General features: G+C 57.5%; 17 protein-coding genes. 10 read left to right on the top strand and 7 right to left on the bottom strand.

Annotated elements, in window-relative coordinates; genetic code table 11:
• The 3 genes from VGK48_28835 to VGK48_28825 form a co-directional block, all read left to right on the top strand.
• Window positions 1-412, top strand: a 412-nt coding sequence (locus VGK48_28835; protein ID HEY2385200.1) for a 6-phosphogluconate dehydrogenase (decarboxylating), incomplete at its 5' end; no start/stop codon positions are given.
• A 3-nt stretch (window positions 413-415) separates the two neighbouring features.
• A complete protein-coding gene (gene zwf / locus VGK48_28830; GenBank protein ID HEY2385199.1) occupies window positions 416-1,951 on the top strand; it encodes a glucose-6-phosphate dehydrogenase in 1,536 nt (511 codons plus the stop codon).
• On the top strand, window positions 1,948-4,602 hold the full coding sequence (locus VGK48_28825) for a glucosidase (GenBank protein ID HEY2385198.1): 2,655 nt from the start codon (window positions 1,948-1,950) through the stop codon (window positions 4,600-4,602). The genes zwf and VGK48_28825 overlap by 4 nt, the downstream gene beginning before the upstream one ends.
• Window positions 4,603-4,838: 236 nt before the next feature.
• Here the strand turns inward: VGK48_28825 and VGK48_28820 are convergent, their stop codons facing one another.
• Window positions 4,839-6,494, bottom strand: coding sequence for an FAD-dependent oxidoreductase (locus VGK48_28820; GenBank protein ID HEY2385197.1), 1,656 nt, complete (start codon window positions 6,492-6,494; stop codon window positions 4,839-4,841).
• Window positions 6,495-6,614: 120 nt separating this feature from the next.
• On the opposite strand from VGK48_28820, the gene glk reads away from it, so the two are divergent.
• Window positions 6,615-7,616 carry a glucokinase gene (glk, locus tag VGK48_28815; GenBank protein ID HEY2385196.1) on the top strand — a complete coding sequence of 334 codons (1,002 nt, stop codon included), beginning with the start codon at window positions 6,615-6,617 and terminating at the stop codon, window positions 7,614-7,616.
• A gap of 21 nt (window positions 7,617-7,637) precedes the next feature.
• Window positions 7,638-9,581, top strand: a complete 1,944-nt coding sequence (locus tag VGK48_28810) for a fructose-bisphosphatase class III (protein HEY2385195.1) — start codon at window positions 7,638-7,640, stop codon at window positions 9,579-9,581.
• 124 nt (window positions 9,582-9,705) lie between these two features.
• Here VGK48_28810 and VGK48_28805 read toward each other — a convergent pair whose 3' ends face one another.
• Window positions 9,706-11,688, bottom strand: coding sequence for an amylo-alpha-1,6-glucosidase (locus tag VGK48_28805; protein HEY2385194.1), 1,983 nt, complete (start codon window positions 11,686-11,688; stop codon window positions 9,706-9,708).
• A 260-nt stretch (window positions 11,689-11,948) separates the two neighbouring features.
• Between VGK48_28805 and VGK48_28800 the strand changes: the two genes are divergently transcribed.
• The 3 genes from VGK48_28800 to VGK48_28790 all read left to right on the top strand — a co-directional run bounded on the left by VGK48_28800 (window position 11,949) and on the right by VGK48_28790 (window position 14,286).
• Window positions 11,949-12,881: a hypothetical protein gene (locus tag VGK48_28800; GenBank protein ID HEY2385193.1), complete on the top strand. Its 933-nt coding sequence runs from the start codon at window positions 11,949-11,951 to the stop codon at window positions 12,879-12,881.
• 314 nt (window positions 12,882-13,195) lie between these two features.
• Window positions 13,196-13,693, top strand: coding sequence for a hypothetical protein (locus VGK48_28795; GenBank protein HEY2385192.1), 498 nt, complete (start codon window positions 13,196-13,198; stop codon window positions 13,691-13,693).
• 314 nt (window positions 13,694-14,007) lie between these two features.
• Window positions 14,008-14,286, top strand: a complete 279-nt coding sequence (locus tag VGK48_28790) for a TlpA disulfide reductase family protein (protein HEY2385191.1) — start codon at window positions 14,008-14,010, stop codon at window positions 14,284-14,286.
• A 554-nt stretch (window positions 14,287-14,840) separates the two neighbouring features.
• On the opposite strand, the gene VGK48_28785 is transcribed toward VGK48_28790, so the two are convergent.
• The 3 genes from VGK48_28785 to VGK48_28775 form a co-directional block, all read right to left on the bottom strand.
• A complete protein-coding gene (locus tag VGK48_28785; protein ID HEY2385190.1) occupies window positions 14,841-16,718 on the bottom strand; it encodes a hypothetical protein in 1,878 nt (625 codons plus the stop codon).
• Window positions 16,719-16,734: 16 nt separating this feature from the next.
• Window positions 16,735-17,094, bottom strand: a complete 360-nt coding sequence (locus VGK48_28780) for a DUF6152 family protein (GenBank protein HEY2385189.1) — start codon at window positions 17,092-17,094, stop codon at window positions 16,735-16,737.
• Window positions 17,095-17,334: 240 nt separating this feature from the next.
• Complete coding sequence (locus VGK48_28775) at window positions 17,335-17,808, bottom strand: carboxymuconolactone decarboxylase family protein (protein ID HEY2385188.1); 474 nt, start codon at window positions 17,806-17,808, stop codon at window positions 17,335-17,337.
• A 167-nt stretch (window positions 17,809-17,975) separates the two neighbouring features.
• Between VGK48_28775 and VGK48_28770 the strand changes: the two genes are divergently transcribed.
• Both VGK48_28770 and VGK48_28765 read left to right on the top strand, forming a co-directional pair.
• Window positions 17,976-18,977, top strand: coding sequence for an MBL fold metallo-hydrolase (locus VGK48_28770; protein ID HEY2385187.1), 1,002 nt, complete (start codon window positions 17,976-17,978; stop codon window positions 18,975-18,977).
• A gap of 16 nt (window positions 18,978-18,993) precedes the next feature.
• Window positions 18,994-20,577: a GMC family oxidoreductase gene (locus VGK48_28765; protein ID HEY2385186.1), complete on the top strand. Its 1,584-nt coding sequence runs from the start codon at window positions 18,994-18,996 to the stop codon at window positions 20,575-20,577.
• Window positions 20,578-20,658: 81 nt separating this feature from the next.
• Here VGK48_28765 and VGK48_28760 read toward each other — a convergent pair whose 3' ends face one another.
• On the bottom strand, window positions 20,659-21,774 hold the full coding sequence (locus VGK48_28760; GenBank protein HEY2385185.1) for a hypothetical protein: 1,116 nt from the start codon (window positions 21,772-21,774) through the stop codon (window positions 20,659-20,661).
• A 66-nt stretch (window positions 21,775-21,840) separates the two neighbouring features.
• Complete coding sequence (locus tag VGK48_28755; GenBank protein ID HEY2385184.1) at window positions 21,841-22,374, bottom strand: GNAT family N-acetyltransferase; 534 nt, start codon at window positions 22,372-22,374, stop codon at window positions 21,841-21,843.
• Between the last annotated feature and the right edge of the window lie 60 nt (window positions 22,375-22,434).

Here is a 22,434-nt window from a genome sequence, read left to right as displayed (position 1 = left end):
GCATAACGGTATCGAATATGGCTTGATGCAGGCTTATGCCGAAGGATTCGACATTTTCCGTAATGCAAACTCGAACGAACTTCCTGAAGAGCATCGCTTTGACCTCAATCTCCCAGACATTGCGGAAGTCTGGAGGCGAGGCAGTGTCGTCGGTTCATGGCTGCTGGATTTAACGGCAATGGCATTGGCGGAGAGTCCGTCGCTCTCCGAGTACACCGGTTCCGTGCAGGACTCCGGCGAAGGCCGCTGGACGATCATGGCCGCCATCGAGGAGGCGGTTCCGGTAGACGTGCTGTCGGCAAGTCTCTACACCCGTTTCCGGTCGCGGCAGGATCACACGTTTGCGGAAAAGATGTTGTCGGCAATGAGAAAGAAATTTGGAGGCCACGTCGAGCGGGCATCCGGAGGTTAGGTTATGTCTGCAAAGGAAGCGTTCCTTGAATTTCCCGAGCCGTTCAGAGAACCCGCAGGCCCGTGCCTGATGGTCATTTTCGGCGCTGCTGGTGATCTGACCAAGCGGAAGCTTGTCCCGGCACTCTACAATCTGGCAAAAGCGCAATTGCTGCCAAAAGAATTTGCCGTCGTCGGCATCGCGCGGAACGAAATGACGACCGAGGTGTTCCGCGAAAAGATAACCCAGGATTTCGCCGGCTTTTTATCCGAGCCGGTGGATCAGCCGCTGCTCGATTGGCTTGTCCGGAGACTGTATTACGTGTCCGGCACCTTTGACGATCCTGCCGCATATCAGGAACTGAGCACCGTTCTCGCAAAAGTCGACAAGGAACACCACACAGCAGGCAACTATCTTTATTACCTGGCAACCAATCCGACTTTCTTTGCCGAAATCGTGCGCCAGTTGGGAGATGCCCACCTGAGTACGGAGGAGAATGGCCAGTGGCGGCGGGTCATCATCGAGAAACCATTCGGGCGTGATCTCGATTCGGCCCGGGCGCTGAACCGCGAAATTACCAAAACGCTGGACGAGCGGCAGATCTATCGCATCGATCATTACCTGGGCAAGGAAACCGTCCAGAACATCATGGTGTTTCGTTTCGGGAACAGCATTTTCGAGCCGATCTGGAACCGGCGCTATATCGATCACGTGCAGATCACGGTGGCCGAAACTGTCGGGGTCGAGCAGCGAGGCCTTTACTATGAAGAGGCAGGTGCGCTGCGCGACATGATCCCGAACCATATCTTTCAATTGATCGCGCTGATCGCCATGGAGCCGCCGATTTCATTCGAGGCCGATGCCGTCCGCGACGAGAAAGCGAAAGTCCTCCGGGCGATTACGCCGATCGAACCCGAGGACGTCCTGACGCGAGCCGTGCGAGGACAATACGGCGCCAGCCGCAACGGCAATCCCATGCCCGGCTATAAGACCGAACCCCAGGTGGCTCCGAATTCGACCACCGAAACCTATGCCGCTCTGAAGCTCCTGATCGATAACTGGCGATGGGCCGATGTTCCGTTCTATGTGCGAACCGGAAAACGGATGGCGAAACGGGTGACTGAAATTGCGATTCAGTTCCGCAGACCGCCTTTCCAGCTCTTCCGCAAGACATCCGTGGAGCACCTTACCCCTAACTTATTGATCATTCAGATTCAGCCGGAAGAAGGAATCAAGCTCCGCTTCGGCGCGAAAGTGCCGGGCCCGGCCGTTCGTATGGGCAGCGTGAACATGGATTTTCGTTATTCCGACTACTTTGGCACGACGCCAAATACGGGTTACGAAACGCTCCTGCACGATTGCATGAAGGACGACGCCACTCTGTTTCATCGCGCCGACACCGTCGAAGTCGGTTGGAGCGTCGTGACTCCTATTCTCGATGTGTGGAAAGCTTTGCCGCCCCGCAGTTTTCCGAACTATGACTGCGGAACGTGGGGCCCGCGCGAAGCCGACGAACTGCTCAAGCGTGACGGCCGGCAGTGGAGAACGATCGACATTTGAAGAGAAATCATTGCGCCGAAGACCGGCGGCTCGAAGAATCACGTACGCGCAACCAGCATTGGAAGCGCTGGGGGCCCTATCTGAGTGAACGCCAATGGGGCACGGTCCGGGAAGACTATAGCCCCTACGGCACGGCCTGGGATTATTTTCCTCATGACCACGCGCGTTCCCGCGCCTACCGCTGGGGTGAGGACGGAATCGGCGGCATCAGCGACCGCCATCAACTCATCTGCTTTGCCCTCGCCTTCTGGAACGGCAAGGATCCCATCCTGAAGGAACGCCTTTTTGGTCTCGTCCCATCCGAGGCCAATCATGGCGAAGACGTCAAAGAGTATTATTACTACCTGGATTCCACGCCGACCCACTCCTACATGCAATTTCTCTACAAGTATCCGCAGCGGGCATTCCCCTACTCCCAGCTGATCGAAGAGAACCGGCGGCGCACGAAGTTCGATCCCGAATACGAGTTGATCGATACCTGTGTGTTTGCCGAAGACCGCTACTTCGACATTTTCGTCGAATATGCCAAGGCAGCCGCTGACGATATCCTGATTCGGATCAGCGCATTCAACCAGGGCCCCGAAACCGCCGAATTGCGAATTTTGCCGACCGTCTGGTTTCGCAATACATGGTCGTGGGGCCAGGATCCCCGGCGTCCCGGGCTACGGCGCGCTAATCATATGGATGTGGCCGGCGTCGTCGAACTCGAGCACGACTATTACGGCCGGCGCTGGCTCTCATGTGAAGGCTCGCCGGAACTGCTGTTCACGGAAAACGAAACCAACTATGAGCGTTTGTCCGGAAAGGCGAGCCCTTCGCCGTACGTTAAAGACGCGTTCCACAATTACATCATCGGGGGCATAACAGGCGCGATTAATCCTGCCATGACCGGCACCAAGGCCGCCGCGCATTATCGGCTGGATGTCCCGGCGGGAGAAATCGGAACGATTCGCCTTCGGCTCAGCGAAACGATGCCGAATGCGGAAACCTTCGGTTCCGGCTTCGAGACCTGCTTCCTGGAACGAATCACCGAAGCTAACGAGTTTTATTCACAACGTCTGGGAAAATGCAAATCAGCCGATGGGAATAATGTCCAACGGCAGGCGCTCGCAGGACTACTTTGGTCCAAGCAGTTTTTTCATTTCGACGTCCGGACATGGCTGGAAGGCGACCCCCGGCAGCCGCCACCACCCCGTCAACGCCTGAATGGAAGAAACAAGGAATGGTCCCATCTCTACAACGCCGATATTCTTTCCATGCCCGACAAGTGGGAGTATCCCTGGTATGCCGCCTGGGATCTGGCTTTCCACTGTGTCGCCCTGGCCATCGTGGATCCGGATTTTGCCAAAGAGCAGCTCATTCTGATGCTGCGCGAATGGTACATGCACCCCAACGGACAGTTGCCGGCTTATGAGTGGGCTTTCGGCGACGTGAATCCGCCGGTACACGCCTGGGCTGCCTGGCGCGTCTACAAGATCGAAAAGCGTATTCGAGGCGTCGCGGATCGGGCGTTTCTGGAAAAAGTCTTTCAGAAACTCATGCTGAATTTCACCTGGTGGGTCAACCGCAAGGACGCCGAAGGACGCAACGTCTTTCAAGGCGGATTCCTCGGACTGGATAATATCGGCATCTTCGACCGCTCCGCTCCGCTGCCGACCGGCGGTCACATCGAACAGTCCGATGGGACAGGGTGGATGGGCATGTACTGTTTGAACATGCTGACCATCGCCCTCGAACTGGCACGGGAGAATTCCAACTATCAGGACCTGGCCAGCAAGTTCTTCGAACACTTCGTGCACATCGCTCATGCGATGACGGATATCGGAGGACTGGGCTTCACGCTATGGGATGACGATGACGGATTCTTCTACGACGCCCTCTGCATGCCGGACGGAAAACATCGCATGCTGAAAGCGCGTTCCGCCGTGGGTTTTATTCCGCTGTTCGGTGTCGAAGCGCTCGAACCGGACATGGTTGGCCGGCTCAGCGGCTTCAAGCGCCGCATGCAGTGGTTTATCGAGAATGTGCCTCACGTGCGGGAACACATCGACATGAGCCAGACGTCGGCCGCCGGCACCCGCAGTCTTCTCGCCATGGTGAGCCGCGACCATCTGGTGCGGGCCCTTCAATACATCCTTGACGAGAATGAATTCCTTTCGCCCTACGGTATCCGTTCCCTGTCGAAGATTCACAAAAAGCATCCATTCACCCTTCAGGTCGATAACCGCGAGTTTAAAGTAGACTATGCGCCTGCCGAATCGATTACCGATCTGTTCGGCGGCAATTCAAACTGGCGCGGCCCGATATGGTTTCCTTTGAATTATCTGCTGATCGAATCGCTGCAGAAATTTCATTATTATTATGGCGACGAATTAAAAGTGGAATGCCCCACCGGGTCGGGAAAACTCATGACCCTCTGGGAAGTCGCGACGGAACTGTCGCGGCGATTGAACAGGCTCTTTCTTCGTAATGCCGACAGCAGGCGTCCGGTGTTTGGTAAAGCGGAAAAGTTTCAAACGGATCCAAACTGGCGCGACTACATCCTGTTTTACGAGTTCTTCGACGGGGACAACGGTGCGGGTCTGGGAGCCAGCCACCAGACAGGATGGAGCGCTCTGGTCGCGAAGCTGCTGGAGCAAAGCGGAGAGTAAAGCGAGAGGTATTCCCCGCCTTTCAAAGGCGGGGTGGCTGCGCCATAAACAAAATGATCACGTTCCTTAGCGGCGCAGACGGGGCGGTTGGTAACTCCAAACAAAACAAGGTGCGCTGCGCGGTTCCTGGATAACCGCCCCGCCCTCGCGTTCTAACGTTTTGATCGCTCCGGCACCCCGCCTTTGAAAGGCGGGGAATGGAATGTCCATCTCATCGACGTTTGTGCAAGCCCCGCCTAAGCCCGGGCCGCCGTCTTCGACGTCGGGGGCTCCTCTGAGACCGCGGGCCGCCCGCGGCGTTGCGCCAGGTTCGTGAATACTGCGGCGAAAGCGGGAACCATTTCGCGGATCTTGTTAAAGTCGGTTTTCGACATCGAAAGTACCCGCACTGGAGTTTTCGCTTTTACGGTAGCGTTCCGGTAACAATCGCCAAGTACGGCCATTTCTCCGAAAAATGACGCCGGACCCAACATGGCAACCACTTCGATCACACCGTCTGCCTCGCGCAAGACTTCGCACTCCCCTTCTTGAATCGCGTATACGCTGTCTCCGACGTCTCCCTGGTTAAAAACAACTTCACCAGCCTGAAAACGCTGCTGCGTGATTCCCGACGTGCCGGCGACTCGCAATTGCACCAGGTCCGGAGGAAACAGCAGATTCATGAACCAATCGGTGGCAATACGGATTTTGCGATTCCACCCGGGCATTTTCACCAGGTAAATCGCCCGCCACAGCCACCACGCGAAGAAGCCCGAGAAGTGAAGGCCCAGGATGTCCGCGACCGCGGTATTGTGGCCCAGCGAGCCGAGCTTGCCGAGACCCTCAAAGGTATAGTGGGTACGCGCCGTTCCGCGAATGGCCGCAGTAATGTTATGGGCGACAGTCTTCGCCTGCCGGGTGGCGTGCTGCGCAGTGGGGGGCACGGGATTTCCGGCAACGGTTTTGATTGCGCCGCAGTCGCCGACAACCCATACCTGCCCTTCGTACCCGCTCAATTCGAGCTGCGTGTTGACCTGCAGGCGTCCCCGCTCTTTCGGCACCTGGAGCGCATCGAGGACCGGCGGAAGCGCCGAAGGCACCGTCGACACGATCGTCTTGGTCGGGATTTCAACGCCCGATTTCAGAGTTGCCTTTTCGGAAGTCGCGGATTGGAGACGATCGTCCAAACGAATTTCGACACCCCGTCTTCGCAGCACCTTTTCCGCGAACAGCGCCAGACCTTCGACCATTTCGGGTAAGAGTCGTGGGCCGGAATGCACCAGAACGCAGCGAATCTCTGCGGTGTTGATGCGGGGATAATGACCCGCGACCGCCCGGACAAAATCGTTCAACTCCGCGATGACCTCGACGCCGGAAAACCCTCCGCCTCCGACGACAAAGGTCAGCAACTTTCTCCGCAGCTCCGCATCGGATTCGAAGTCGGCTTCTTCCAGAGCGTGAATCACGTGGTTGCGCAGTCGAACGGCATCGGCCAGAGTTCGAAAGGGCATGGCGTGCTCCTGAAGACCGGGCATTCCGAAAAAGTTCGTGACGTTTCCTAAAGCGATGACAAGCTGGTCGTAATGGATCTGGACTCGCTTTGGCCGGAAGCCGGGACTGAGCGTCACCAGGCGGTTCTCGAGGTCGATCTCGACCACGTCCCGCATGATCAGGTTGGCGCGCGGACACAATCGCCGTATCGGGGAGACGGTATCCGTGAGACCGATATTCCCGGAGATGACCTCGGGCAGTAGGGGCTGGTAAACCCAGTAATTTTCGCGGTTTACAATGGAAATGGAGCTTTCTTCCGGCCGCAGCATTTTGCCTAGGTGGCGCGCCGTGTAGGCACCGCCAAAGCCCGCGCCAAGGATCAAAATCTGCTTGCCGCTTTTATCGTTTCGATCACCGTTCATATCGGTCGGAATTTAGCACGCCGATGCGCATTTGCCATCCGAAATCTTCCCCCGGAATCTTCTCGCAACTGTGTGGCTTTTCTACTACACTCCTGCCGTTTTCGAGGGCACACACAGGCGATGATTCTAGCTGGCGATATTGGCGGCACGAAATGTGCATTGGCGCTTTTCCTCCCGGATAATCTGCGAACCGCGGCGGCCGGGCAAACCTTCCGCAGCAAGGACTTCGCCGGACTCGAGGACGTCATCCGCGAGTTTCTCTCCACTGCCGGGAGCGGCGGGGCCAGCCTTGCCGCCGGACAAATCACACACGCCTGTTTCGGGATAGCCGGACCCATCATCAATGAATCCGTCCAGACACCCAACCTGCCATGGACCATCACGGCCGCGGGTCTCAGGACCGTGTCCGGCACCTCTAATGTCCAATTGATCAATGATTTAGAAGCTACAGCTCACGGCGTTTTCCTGCTGCGGCCCGATGAGTTCATCACCCTGAATGAAGGCGCACCGCCGCCTCACGGAGATGCCGCACTGATTGCTGCCGGCACCGGCCTTGGCGAAGCCATTCTGCATTGGGGAGGGGCCACATATACCCCTGTCGCTTCCGAAGGCGGACATGCGGACTTCGCGCCGCGCAACGAGATCGAGATCGAGCTGCTCAGGCACTTGATCAAGCGTTTCGGGCACGTCAGTTATGAGCGCGTTCTTTCCGGACCGGGGCTGTTCAACATCTATAGTTTCCTGCGCGACGCCGGCTACGGAACGGAAGAGCCCTGGCTCACCGATAAATTGAAGCAATCGGATCCCAGCGCCGCGGTCTCACAGGCGGCCCTCGCCGGAGAAAGTGAGCTGTGCGTCCGGGCCCTGGAAATGTTCGTGGCGATCTATGGAGCGGAAGCCGGGAATCTGGCGCTGAAGGCGATGGCGGTGGCCGGAATTTACGTCGGCGGAGGGATCGCGCCGAAAATTATCGAAAAACTAAGAAGCGGGACTTTTATGCGCGCCTTCACGGATAAGAGCCGGCTCTCGGCGCTGCTCGAGAAGGTCCCGGTACGCGTCATCACAAATCCGAGCACCGCCCTTTACGGCGCCGCCCGGGCCGCGACCCTGACGCTGCGCTGATGCTGCGCTGAAGCATCCCGTATGACCAGCTCTCCTGACGCCGATCCGTTGATTTTGCTTCAGGCGCTCGCCGCGCAATATCCCACAATTGATTCCGCGCTTTCGGAAGCGGCCGCGTTGCGCGCCGCGTTATCGCTGCCCAAGGGCGTCATTCACGTCGTCAGCGACGTGCACGGTGAGTATAAGAAACTGCGTCATGTCATCAATAATGCATCCGGGAGCCTGCGTCCGCTTGTCGAGTCCGTGTTCGCCGGGAAGCTGACGGAGACAGAACTACGTGAGCTGCTGGCCGTGCTCTATTATCCCCAGGAGTTGATGCAACATCTCGGGCCCGAGCTTTCGGATCCACGATCGCGCCGCGACTGGGTTCTGAAGACGCTGCGGCGGCAGTTCGCGATTGTGCGCGAGCTGGCGCGGCGGTACCGGCGCAATCGGGTCCTTGCTCTCATGCCCGAAGCCCACCGCGAATTTTTCGAGACGCTGCTGAATGAATCCATCGCCGGAGGCCAAGCCTACATCGATGCGATGATGGAGACACTGGCGGCCCACGGCCGCGATCTATCCGCCGTTCGCGCGGCCTCCCGTCTGGTACGGAATCTATCGATTTCTGAAATTATCGTCGCCGGAGATCTTGGTGACCGCGGGCCGCGCCTGGATATGGTCATTGAGTATCTCATGCAGCAGCCTGACGTGTCGTTCACCTGGGGCAATCATGATGTGTCGTGGATGGGCGCCTGTCTTGGGCAGGAGGCGCTGATCGCGACAGTGCTCCGCATTTCGCTGCGTTACCGGCGCCTTTCCCAGCTTGAAGAAGGTTACGGCCTGATTGTTTCTCCCCTGGAAAAGCTGGCGCGTACGGTCTACGCCGATGATCCGGCCGAACGCTTCCAGGCGCGCGGAGCCGGTCTGCGGGACGATCTGCTGATGGCACGCATGCAGAAAGCGGCCGCGATCATGCAGTTCAAGCTTGAAGGACAAACCAGCCTGCGCCATCCGGAATGGGAGATGGATCACGCTCGATTGCTCCATCGCATCAATCCCGCGGCCGGCACCGTTGATATTGATGGGAAAACCTACGCCATGCGCGACACCAGGCTGCCGACACTGGATCCGGGAGATCCATATGCACTGTCGCCGGAAGAACGCGCCTGCATGGACCGGTTGCGCCAGTCTTTTGTCACCAGCCGGCGGCTGTGGGAACAGCTCTCGTTCGTTGCGAAGCGGGGCGCCATGTGGCTGGTTCGTGACCATACGCTGATCTTTCATGGCTGCGTCCCGGTCGATGCGAAGGGAGACTTTCTTTCGTTGAACATTGATGGAACCGAATGCGCCGGGCGCAAACTTTTCACCGCGCTGGAATCGATCGTGCGCCGGGCGTTTCGTAAAGGGGCATCAACTGTGGGCGGCGATGCGGATTGGTTCTGGTATTTGTGGAACGGAGCGCGCTCGCCGATGTTCGGCAAAGACCGGATGACCACATTAGAAACCTACTTCGTCGAAGACAAAGACACCCACGTGGAGACCAAGAATCCTTATTTTCAGTTCATTCATGATGCTGATTTCTGCCGCCGTATCGCCGCCGAAATGGGTGTTGAGCAGGACGCGCTGATCGTCAATGGGCATGTTCCCGTCAAGGTTGAGCGCGGGGAAGACCCGGTTAAACGCGGCGGCAATGCCGTCACCATTGACGGGGCGTTTTCGGAAGCTTATGGAGATCGCGGCTATACGTTGATTCTGGCTCCTGAACGGATCGCTCTTGCCGAACATCATCACTTCGACTCGATCGAAGGCGCCATCACCGCCGGCGCCGACATTGTTCCAAAGGTGACAACCGTTCGAGCGTACCCGCACCCGCGCCGGATTGCCGATACCGAAGAGGGAGAAGCCATGCGCCGCCGCATCGGCGCGCTCGAACAGCTGATTAGGGCTTATGAGGAGGGAATACTACACGAACATGGTGTGTGAGCGACCCCCTGCCGGCCGCTTCGCGGTCGTCTCTCCCCCTGTATCAGGGGGAGAGTTTACTGTCCCCCTGATACAGGGGGACAGACGTGCCGAAGGCACGGCAGGGGGTCGCTCACACACCATCTTAAATTCGAGTCTTCCCAACGCGTTTACTCTCCGCCATCCCGTTTTCCACCACAGCCCGCAAAATCTCCGCGACGCTCCAGGCCTGAGCGAAACATCCACGCGGATGATGCGGCGAATCACCGTCGAAAATCTCCGAAACGTGGCCAAGGCCGGCTTCACTCAAATGAGCGGACATCCCCCGCAGCCGGTTCCGAACCTGATCCTGAGTCTCCATGCCCCTGCCATACACCTTGAAATAGGCGTCGATAAACGGGCCGAGCAGCCATGCCCACGCGGTCCCCTGATGATACGCACTGTCGCGCGCGACTGGATCACCTTCGTAACTCCCCCGATATTGAGCGTCCGCCGCCGACAGAGTCCGCAGACCATACGGAGTAAACAGATCCCGCTCCACAACTTCGACGACCGCCTTCGCGCGCTCTTTAGCGAGCATCGAATGCGTCAGACTCACCGCCAGAATCTGATTCGGCCGTATGGCCGCGTCTTTCGAGTCACCAGATACGACGTCGTACAGACAGGCCGCCTCTTCGTTCCAGAAAAGCCCGTTGAAGCTGCGCTGCGCAAGTTCGGCCAGGCCCGCATACTTCTGCGCATCGGCCGGAATCCGGAGCCTTCCGGCAATATCTTCCATGGTGCGTAATGCGTTGTACCAGAGAGCCTGAATCTCGACCGCCTTGCCGTTCCGCGGCGTTACGATCCAGTCCCCGATTTTGGCGTCCATCCAGGTCAATTGAACGGCAGGATCACTGGATGCGATCAGGCCGTCGCGGTCCATCTGGATGCCGTAGCGGGTGCCGCGGATGTGCCATTCGATGATATCCGACAGCACCGGATACAACTGCGTGCCGACGAAGGAATAGTCTTCCGTGTAGTGCAGCAGCGATCGGACGGCTTCGAAATACCACAAGGTCGCATCGATCGTGTTGTATTCGGGAGTCTCGCCCGCATCGGGAAAACGATTCGGCAGCATCCCGCAATCGACGTAGCGCGCGAACCCGAGCAGGACGCTGCGGGCAATTTCATAGCGGCCTGTCAGGCAGGTCAACCCGGGCAATGCGATCATCGTGTCGCGGCCCCAATCCGTAAACCATGGATAACCCGCGATGACGGTCTTCTGTTCACCGCGCGCGACAATGTAAGCATCCGCCGAAGCTGTCAAGGTCGCGACCAGGTTGTCTTCCGAAACAATCCGGACTCGGCGATCCAGCTCCTGTTGGCGGAGCCTGCCGGCTGAAGCTACCTCCATGATTTCCGTGGACGCAATCACAGTGGCGTGGTTTCGCGCGCCGGCATCAAACCGCATGGTCAATGGGTTGAAGAGATCCTCGTCGGCATCCAGGCCCCGCTCGCGTTCAAAGGCATACTCGAATCTCCTGTACCAGAAGCTCTCCAGGTCCACCCCGGAGGCATCGTGCGCGAAAAACAGGCTGGGATGGTCCGGATACGGATGCACCGAAACGAGTTTGTCATGATGAATCTGAACGCTTCGGTCGAGCGCGGTGTTCTCGCGGGTTAAGCCGTGATAGTCACGGAAAGCGATCAGCGGCCGTAATTCGAGCTGAACCGACCGCTTTTCGTGTTCGTGCACACGATATTCGATCACCGTCGTATTTTGCCCGTGGACCATGAACAGCAGCTTTTCGATCCGGACGCCGTCCACAAGGAAGGTGAAGATCGGAAACGGGTCCAGCCGGAACCGCTCCATATTTAGATAGCCCTGTGGATGGACAGCTCCGAAGTACTGGTTTGTTGAAAGCTCGAATCGTTGACCGTCAATGATCGCGGTTTCTTCAATCCTGGAAAGCAGCACGACCCTTCCGGTGGGCGGCCGAAGCGCTGCCGTCAGAAGACCATGGTACCGCCGGGCATTCAACCCGATCACCGTGGAACAGGCAAATCCGCCGATGCCGTTGGTTTCGAGCCATTCACGGCTGGTCGCGGCGGCAAACTGATGAAGGATGTCCCGATCGAAGTCGATCATGATTCGCGCTGACTCGAATTTATTGAACCAGCTGGACCGTGAAATCGTCGGAAGCAATGTTCCTGACGTTCTTCACGTAGGTATCCAGATCCGCTTCCGTGAACAGATGATTGTTAATCGACGAAATCATTTTGTCGATTAGGAAAACTCCTTCGTCGATTAACAAAGTCATTTTCTGGAAGCAGCAGATTACCAGTTTGCAAAAAAATAACCTTTTTCAGAACAAAGCAATACACTGATCTGAACGCAGAGGACCGGAAATGAAAATATTGCTGAAGACAGTCTTCTTGATGCTCGCGATCGCCGCCGTTTCGCCCTTGGCTCTGGCGCAGTGGCCTGCATTTTCATCGCCCAAGGTTCCCAAGACTCCCGATGGTAAACCGAATCTGGAAGGTCCCACGCCCAGAATGCCGGATGGCAAGCCGGATTTCTCTGGCATGTGGGGTCTGCGCGGAGGAGGAGGCGGTGGACAACGAGGGGGGCAGGCCGCCGGACAACGTGGCCAGGCAGGCCAAGGCCAGGCTGCTCCAGCCGCTGCCGGCGGCCGTGGAGGCCAACGTGGAGCCGGTGGGCCGCAGGTGCCGCCTCTCCCACCGGATGGCATTCCAATCGCGACGTTCGGCAATGCCGGCCAGGGCATGAAGGATGATCTGCCGTTCCAGCCCTGGGCGAAGGAACTGCTGGACAAACGGCGCGCGGATAACATGAAAGACAACCCCGATGCTCACTGTTTGCCGATGGGATTTCTTCAGTTTCATAACCATCCTGAACCGCGCAAGATGATCCAGACGCCGAACCTTCTCGTCATTATTTATGAGGCCAACAGCGGCCTGCGCCAGATCTTCATGGATGGGCGAAAGCTGCCCAACAAAGATGATATCGAACCGTGGTACTACGGCTACTCCGTTGGCCATTGGGAAGGGGACGATCTGGTCGTGGAAACGACTGGCTTCAGCGACGGCCAGTGGCTCGACGTCCGCGGGAGTCCGCTCACGGACGCCGCCAAAGTGACCGAGCGTTTTCGCCGGCCCAACTACGGAAGTCTTGAGATCACGATCACCGTTGACGATCCCAAGGCCTACACCAAACCGTGGACCGTGAAAGTCAACCAACGCATCATGCCGGACACGGAGTTGATCGAATTCATCTGCGAGGATCGAGACGCTACGCATTACGTCGGCGCTCAAAAATAGAGATCGGGGCGCGGGCAGCCGAGCATCTTCAGATTCCGCGTTTTGCATGAAACCTCGCTCGGGCTTCCAAGCAGGGCCATGTGCATCTCCCAAATTTTGAGATCTCATATTGTTGAATGGTCAGGCGGTTTACTGCCAGAATAGCTTCATGCAACCAGCCGATCATCCTGAGGTGGACTGGACCGGGGTACAGCCCGACCAATCCCCGATTGAGCCGTTAGACGACCATTCGGCCGCGGTTCGGCTGCGCTTGCTTGGCGAACGTGCCAAAACCCTAATGATCTTGCGCAACGCGTTCGCGCAACAACAATCTGATGGCGAGCAACTTTCTCGAGCTCCTGAGCCAACTTCACGACCATCACACTGATTTCGTGATCGTCGGAGGAGTCGCAGCGGCACTTCATGGAAGTTCGCGCGTGACATTTGATCTCGATATCGTCCCCCGATTGACGCCCGAGTCATGGGTGGCTGCGATCGATCTGTTGTGGTCATTAGGTGCGCGGCCGCGCATTCCAGAGACGTTGGAAAGGATTCGAGATATCGAACAAATTCGGCGCTGGCAAGCCGAGAAAGGTATGTTGGCTCTGAACTTTCGAACGCCGGATGGCGCCACGGAAGTGGATTTGTTGGTGAGCGAAAGTGATCAGTTCGAAAGGCTCCGCCAGCGGGCCGTCAGAGTAACAGTCGATCAGCGGACTTTTTTTGTTGCCTCCATCGACGATCTTATCGACATGAAGCAACGGGCAGGCCGCCCTCAGGACATCCTGGATGTCGCCGAGCTTCAGAACATAAAAAAAAGGCTTGGCGGATAGAACTTGGCTGGCCAACGGTTGGCGGGCACAGTGCGGAGATCGTCATTCGCGAAGGCGACCTTCCCGGACTGTCCGAATCATCCGAAGCAGGTATTGCTATCTCGGGTTGCAGCTCCCGAAAAATAACGGCGCCGGGCGGAGGACTGCCGGGCGGCTTGACAGCAATCCAGGAACGCAAACCGATGCCGGCGTTCAGTCTGGCCGGCCTCGATGGAAATGCCGTCCATTCGGGTGATTTTCTCGGCAATGTTCTGATCCTGAGATTCTGGGCCACCTGGTGAACGATCTGTAAGGCAGAGATGCCCTCCGTGTAGATGGCCTTCACAGATTTCCAAGGTAAGAAGATCCGGATTCTCACGATTTCGATCGACGAAGGCGGTGCCAAGGACGTGAAACCGTTCATGGCCGAGAATGATTATACGATGCCCGTGGCGCTCGATACCAAGTCCGACGTGCTGGGGCTCTATGGACTGTTCGGCACACCGGGAACATTCGTCGTCGATCGGAAAGGCATGCTGGTCGCAAAGGCCGTGGGTCCCGTGGACTTCGACAAGCCGGATGTCAGGAAGTACATCCTGGATCTTGCGGGCTGACGCGCTTTGCCCAACGGGAAAGAAGAGTGGCCACAAAAGGCACAAAAGCTTTGTGCCTGGCCAAGAATCCACCGCGTCCGCCAAGAATCCACCGCGTCCGCCAAGAATCCACCGCGTCCGCCAGGAATCCACCGCGTCCGCCAGGAATCGGTAAGCGGTAAATAACGGCGTCGTGACCGGATCGCGTTCAATGAAAGATTGACTGCGGAACGGTAGAAATACCCTTTCGGGTTTTTGTTGAAACTGGGGGGCACCGCCCGCCGAATCAATCGCAGGAAAATGGTCTGGAGCACATCCTCTTCCCGAAACAAATCTTCGAATCGTTTCAACTCGTCCGCCATCATCTCAGGCGTTGTTGCAATCAGCATCTGCATCTCGTTCTAAAGACCCACAGCCATGTCCGATTTGTTGACAGGGCGAAAAGATTTTACGGCAGGTAGAGAAGGCAGATTAGAAAGCGCTATTCAAGCTGAGATTCGTGGTCCCGCACAAACAAAACAGCCCGTTCCGGAGTGACTCCGGAACGGGCTGAAGTTTTCTTTCCCAGAGAACGGTTAGTGTCTCTGTTGCGACGTGACCTTACCGGTTTCGTACACTTCGCAATTCGAGCGCTCCGGAACAATGCCGTCGCCGCCTCCGGCGCGGAGGACGCGGGTCGGCATCACCCAGGGCTCAATGAACGAATCCGGATCTTCGATCGTCATGTCGTATCGGAGTTCATTTCCAACACGCGTGAGTTTTTCGATGATGTGCATGTTGTCGGAATGGAAGAGGCCTCCTCGTCCCAACCACGTCGAATCGACGAATGAAGTGGAGTCGATGACGAGGGTATCGCCTTCCCATTTACCGATACTGTACCCATAGTACGTCCCTACGATCGCCGTCGCCTCGTTTCGCTTGCGGTCGTCCGTGGGGATGTCGCGGAATTCGGTGTTTCCGCCACCGTAATCGGCATACTGTCGATAGAACATGAGGATGTCTTTATCGGTCTGGAGAATCCGGAAGGGGGTGCCCTGCCGTGGGAGTCCCAGGGGCTGACATGTCATGACGGGATCGTACTTGTTCGTCCACTGATCGAGTTCCTGAATCTTGTCCCAGAACTCGGGTTTGTAATTGGGACGGCTCGGTCCGAACCGCGAGGGCGAGATCCACTCATAATCCACCCAGAAGTTGTCCATCGGTTCGGTGCACGCGAGCTGCGTTGGACCACATCGGCGGGTTCCGCTACCCGTGACTGGAAGAGGGGCGCCACCCCAGTTTCCGGTCATATCCGGCGTCCCATTGGCCAGCCGCGGCGTGACGACGGATGCAGTCTGCGTCGCCGCTGCGGGTGCTGCGTTGGATGCCAGCGTCCAGTTGGGAGGCTGATTCGTTGGCTTGATCGCCGCCTTGACGCTTGCCGGAACAGGCACCACGACATACATCTGTCCCGTTTCCGTCAACGTCGACGTAATATCACGGACGACGGTGCCGTTCTTCTTCTCCGTCATCTTGCCTGCGTAAAGCGCCTCGGCCGGGTTGAGCGGATTGTTCCAATCCTTATAATCGCTGTAGGTAAACTCGTAAGTGTTCGCGCCATTTTTTACCACGATGCGTTCGGCCATGAACTTCGCGTCGAGTGTGGCGGTCGCCGTTGCAGTGGGGACGCCCGGGATCGGGAACGTCAACACCGGCTTGTTGCCTTCCCACGCGACGGACGTTTTACCTGCCGTCATGACATCCGCTGGTACGTCTGTGCTGGGCCGGGGCGCCATTCTAGGTGCGTTGGGGGCTTCTGTACCGGCGAATGCGGCCTTCCACGCACCCTGCGGGCCTGCCCACAGGCGAATCATCCGCTCTTCAACAGTTGCGGGCATGGGCGTCGCCTTGCCTTTACCGGGAACAAGTTCGGCACCGGGAATATCTTCGTTCCAGGCGTACGCGCCACTGAGGACCTCGACATTGGAGCAACTCTGGCCGTTGGGCCGGGTGCCGGTGATCTGGATTCGTTCGCCCGACCACTGGTAGCTGATGCTGGTTCGATACTTCGTCACATTGCAGGGCTGCCCATCCACTTGCATGGTGCCCTTGCCCTGATATTCGAGCGACATGATCAGATCTTGTTCCAGGTTGCTGCGCAGCATGCCCGTGTACCAGGCCCAGTTGAACAGGACGGACTTCAGGTCCTTTACGCCGGCTGCAGGGGTGTACGGCGGTGCACCGCGGCCTCGGCCGCCTCGGCCCCCGCCGCGTTGCGCGCTTCCGCCGCCCGCACCGGCTCCACGGCCAGCTTGGCCTGGCGTTGCTGCAGGTGCTGCACCGGCTTGTTGTGCACGGGCCGGGGACGGCGCGCTGAGCGTCAGAGCGACTGTAATCGCGACACTTGTCCCCGCGTAGCGCAAGCGCGACAGCGCGAAACCTCGAGAAAAGCCCGCGGCCTCGAATAGCACCATTGATTCCCCTTCCTGTTTAATCGTTCGGGTTACCGGCGGAAATCATGATCAAACGTCCGTCCGGCATCGTGACCGACTTGAGAAATCCCAGGGGGCTGCCATCTTTTGCGGGAAGGAACTTCACCTTGATGTTGTCGCCGGCGTGCAGAGCATTCGGTCCGGTCTTGCCGATCCCGCGCTGCGCAAGAGCCGTGGCCGAGCCAAGTGTCAGCACCCAGGCGGTCGAGGAGCCATCCGGGTTCTTGACTGCGACAGTCAAAGAACCATGGGGATTGACGAATTTCACGCTTTCGACTGCCCCCGAGAGCTCCACATCTTTCTTCATGTCGTACACACCCGCGAGCGAATGATGAGCGAGTAGCGAGGGGGCCGTCATGAACCCACATAACACAACGCAAACTAGTGTCCGCTTAATCATTTATGCGCCTCCGAAAGCACTTCAGAATTTGACAGGCTGGCGACGAACTATAACACCGTCCGCATCAAAATGGAATTCGGGGGCCGCGACGCGAAAGAGGTTTTAGCCGCAGATGACGCGGATTACGCAGATGGGACGCAAAAAGGGATTAATGATGCGCCCTATCTGAACAATCCGCGTCATCTGCGGCTGAACTACCTATCCCAATTTCTTGAGCTGCCCGGCAGGTTGATAAGCGCCAGGTGCGACCCGGACTGCAATACACAACCGGTTCCAGGCATTAATTGCCGCGATTGCCAGCGTCAAATCTGCCAGCTCCTTTTCCCCAAAATGCTTTCTTGTGGCTTCGTACGCCGGATCCGGAACGTGTCCATCTGTAATATTGGTGACGGCTTGAGCCCAGCCAAGCGCAGCCCGTTCGCGATCGCTGTAGTAGGGCGATTCCTCCCATGCGTCCAATCCGTATAGCCGCTGCTCGGTTTCGCCAGCGGCGCGAAGATCTTTCCAGTGCATATCGATGCAATATGCGCAGCCATTCATTTGAGAGACTCTCAACTTAATCAACAGCAGCAGGGTTTCGTCGAGCCCACATTCATGAAGATATTTTTCGAGCCCCAGCATCGCGTTGATAACGCCGCCGGAAACTTTTTGATAGTCGATTCGGGGTTTCATAAACCAATCTCCTTCTGTCTAAGGAGTTAGACGAACGTGAGGTCATTCGTGATGTTTTTGTGCCTTTCGTGTTCTGCCATGTGCCTTTTGTGGCTATTCCCGTTCCCGTTGGGCAAAGCCCTCCGGGACGGTTATAATCCGGCAGAACTTAGAAAGGACAATTCCTTATGACAGAGTCCAAGGCTCTCTATGTGAGGCTCGCAGTGTTGGTGTGGGGCGCGCTCGCCAGTTCGGCGGTTGCGCAACAGGCGCCACAGGCCCCGCCGCCGATCACGATGAAAATGCTGAAGCCCGATGTGTGGGCGGCTCTTGGCGGCGCCGGCGGCAACAGCACGATCATCATCGGTAAAACGGGCGTCATCGTTGTCGATGCCAAGCAGACGGAAGCCGGCGCGAAAGATCTGCTGGCGCAAATCGCCAAGATCACTCCGAAACCGGTAACGACCGCCATCATTACGCACAGCGATGGCGATCATGTGAACGGTCTGGTCGCGTTTCCTGCGGGTATCAAGATCATCGCGCACGAAAATAACAAGAAGGAACAACAAGCGGCCCTGGCGGCCGGCGGCCGCGGCGCCCCGCCTGCCGACCGGTTGCCGACCCAGGTTACGACGAAGACCAAGGAAAAGATGACGATCGATGGAGTGAAGCTCGAGCTCTATCATTTCGCTCCCGCGCACACGAGCGGCGACCTCGTCATATTCCTGCCGGAGCAAAAGATCGTATCCACCGGCGATATCGTCGTGACCAACCGCGCTGACGACAACCCGAACGTTCATTTTGAGAAGAACGGCTCGACCGAAGGCTGGCTGACAAGCGTGAAGGGGATGATCGCGCTCAATGCGGACACCTATATTACCGGACACGGAGACCTGGTGACGAAGGCTGATCTTCAGCGCAAGCTGGCGGCGACAATGGAGCGGCGCAACAAGATAGCCGCCATGGTGAAGGAAGGAAAGACACTGGAACAGATCAAAGCCGCACTGCCTGATGCTCCGGCGCCAGGCGCTCCCGCTCGTGGCGCAGGTGCTGCCGGCGGCGCGCCAGGTGCTGCACGCGGTGCAGGCGCAGCTGCTGCTGGTGGCGGCCGGGGCGGTCCAGCTCCCAAGCCCCCGCTGACATTCGTTGAAACCGCGTATCAGGAAATTACCAGGACCGCGAAGAAGTAGCGGTAATGGATCCGCAATGAAGGACAAGTATGACGTCGTCGTGATCGGCTCCGGATTTGGCGGAGCGATCAATGCTTGCCGTCTGGCTCAAGCGGGCCGCTCTGTCTGCATTCTCGAGCGTGGGAAGCGGTGGGGAAGAAAAGACTTTCCCCGGACAACCGGACAGGTGGCCCGCTCTTTCTGGAACTTCAAAGACTACGGTCTCCTCGACTACCGGACCTTTGGAAAGATTGACGTCATTCAAGGCTGCGGCGTCGGTGGCGGCTCGCTGGTGTACTTCAATGTGCATATCCGGGCGCCAAGAGAGATATTCGAGAACCCCCGATGGCCCAAGGCAATCAAGCGTGACGCGCTCGATCCTTACTACGATAAAGCGAAAGACATGCTTGAGGCCAAGCCGCTCACACCTCCTGCGGAACTCGACATGCCGAAGCGCACCGAAGCCTTTCTCGCCGCCGCCCGGGGGGCTGGAAGGAAAGGCGAACTCGTGGACATTTGTATCTATACCGGCCCCGACAAACTGAATCGCCAGGGCTCGCCCCAGAGCGGCTGCGTCTACTGCGGAAACTGCATGCTGGGCTGTCATGTTCATGCGAAAAATACGCTCGACTTGAACTACATCGCGCTAGCAGAGCAGAACGGGGCCGAAGTTTATCCCCTTCACTACGTGGAGAAGATAGAGCCGCGGGGCGGCGATGGCAGCAACGGCTATACAGTTTATTTCAAACATCTCGATCCGGAGAAACCCGGTGAATTTGAATATGGCGCGGTCACAGGACAAAAGGTCGTGGTCTCCGCCGGTTCGCTCGGCTCGACGGAGATTTTGCTGCGCTCGCGCGATTTACATAAGACGCTGCCACAGCTGAGCCCACTGCTTGGTGATAAGTTTTCCGGCAACGGCGATTTTCTCCTCGCCGGCGCCTTTGACGCGGATCGCGAAATCGATCCGGGCTCCGGCCCAAACATCACGGCAATCGCGGACTACTCCACACCGAAGAACAAGGTTTTCATCGAGGACCTGGGATTTCCAGATCCGCTTCTCTGGTACCTCGAAGGTTCGCTGCCAACTCCCGGCCGACTGCGGAACCTGAAGAAGTTTCTGGATAAATATGTCTTACGGACTCTTGGCCTCAGCCGGGCTTCCGCCGTCACGGATGGCGTGGACCGGCTGTTTCAGGGCGGAGTTACACCGAGATTCCTGCCCTACCTCGGCATGGGGACCGATGCGGCCGATGGCAGGATGCACCTGTCGGGAGGCAACATCGACATTCAGTGGGATCCTCGACGCAGCAAGGAAATGTTCAAGGAGATGGAGGCCGGTCTCAAGGCGCTCAGCAGAGCCGTCAAAGGACGATACGAAACCAGTATCCTGTGGCGCTGGCCGCTCAGGAAACTTCTCACCGCCCATCCATTGGGTGGCTGCGCGATGTCCGACAATATGGCCGCAGGCGTCGTCAATGAGTTCGGCGAAGTCTGGAACTATCCCAATCTGTACGTCTCCGATGGCTCCATCATCCCAACTGCGCTGAGCGTCAATCCTTCGGCCACGATTTCAGCGCTGTCCGAACGGATCGCGGAGCACATTCAAAACGGACGTTGAACCCACTGCGAGCGCCATTCAAGGGATCGGGACCGGAACACAAAAAGCACAAAAAGGATTGTGCTTCTTGTGTTCCAGTTCCTACTGTGGACAACTCAGCGCGTCGTTGTTGGTTCGGACGCGTCCCGCCTGCGCGGCAGCAAGAAACTTCACGATCCCGCAGAGCGGCTCAGGCCGTCCGGCTTGGCGCATGGCGTATGGACGAATAAAGACGCTGAGGTCGTTGAGCGGAAGCGACGCGACGTTTTCGTAAAACGTTTCGGACTTGCCATCCATAAATAGATAGGATTCCACGTTGGAAACATAAAAAGCGCGGACGATTCCATTGTGCTCGTGCAGGTATTTCCCGACCGCCCGCAGGGCTTTGGGTCCTCCGAAATCGCCGGTAACGGGAATCAGCAGATTCTTTTCCTGGAGAGTTTTGACGAACCGGTAGTTTTCATCGGTTGAAAGAAAACTTCGCGGCTGACCGCCGTCATCGGTTTCCCAGCCGGTCAGATCTTCGAAAGAAGCGCCATTGCCACCCCGGCCGCCGCCACCGCCGCCGCTGTTTGTCGTGATTGCGGGGCCATACTGCACAAAAGCGTTCAGCACAAGATCGAGTTGAGAAGATTCGTCCTCAGTTAAGGTAAAGCCGTGGGTCTTCAGCCGATCGACGACAGCTGCATGGTTTTTTGCCGCCAGACTCTTGTCTGTCGGCACGTTTGCGAATGCGCCCCAGATCTGCTGGATCGGCGCCATCGGCTCAATGTCCGCCGGCTTGGGCTTCGCGAACAACATCGAAATGAAATCCGCACGATCTTTCGACAGTTCGAAGACCGCTTTGAACATCAGATGCTGGATCGCCGCCTGGCGCCGGATGTCGACGATAAACGCCATGGCAGGACGCAACGCCGCGATGTAGCTGAGATTCTGTTCCGGCCCGACTCCAAGATAGACACCTCCAGGGCCGCCCAGGGCCGCGACACGCGGAAAAAGGCGCCCGACCTCACTCTCGTTCGATGTGAAGTTGTCCACAATGCGGAAATATCCACCGGGCTCAGAAAGTGAGGACGCCAGATTCCAGAACTCGGCATCGCTCAACCGGCCGGGAAGAGCCGCTTGTTGAACTGGAGCAGCCTGAACGAATCGTATCTGAGATGGGCTGCCGGCAACTATTCCGAGAACAAGCAACAGAATGGCGACTTTGATTCTCATACGCGTAACGATGCCCGGCAATGTGGTCCGCCGTCAACAATCTTGTTGGAAAGCTGTGCATACAGGTCAACCCAGGATTCTTTCGGGAGGTCCGCCATTCTTCAACTGGTATGTGGGATGCATCAACCCGGTAGGTTTGTAGAAGACCTCATCCACGAACTGGAAACCCAATCGAAGCAGGATCTTCTTCGAATTACGATGCTCGGGGTGATGCCCGGCCCGCAGCATCGGAAGCTGAAGCGTTTCGAATGCATGCTTCACGACGGCCCCGGCGATCTCGGAAGCATATCCCTGTTCCCATTTTGCCTTGACGAGGGCGAATCCCGTCTCGTGTCCCGCGGGCGGCGAGTATGCCCACGGCCTCAAGCCGCAGCAACCGACGAAGTCATTGGTCCGGGTTTCGAAGATCGGCCAGTATTGGACACCGTGTTGTTCAGCACAAACTATTTCCGACTGTATTTTTGCAAGAATTCTGTCGTCGCTGAGTGGCCCGCCAAGAAAAGTCATCACGTCGGGATCGGCCCAAAGACTCCTGGCGAGCGGGAAGTCACTGGTTTCCCAGGTGCGAAGATAGAGCCTGCCGGTGTCGAGGATTCGCATGGAAAGAAAACTATAAGGGGTCGCACACCTGAATTCCCGAATTGAATTAGGGCATTAAGG

It is taken from the genome of Terriglobia bacterium (genome assembly GCA_036496425.1).
In the GTDB taxonomy this organism is placed as follows: domain Bacteria; phylum Acidobacteriota; class Terriglobia; order 20CM-2-55-15; family 20CM-2-55-15; genus 20CM-2-55-15.
Note: the sequence above shows the minus strand (reverse complement) of the source record. Positions and strands in the feature narration are given on the sequence as shown.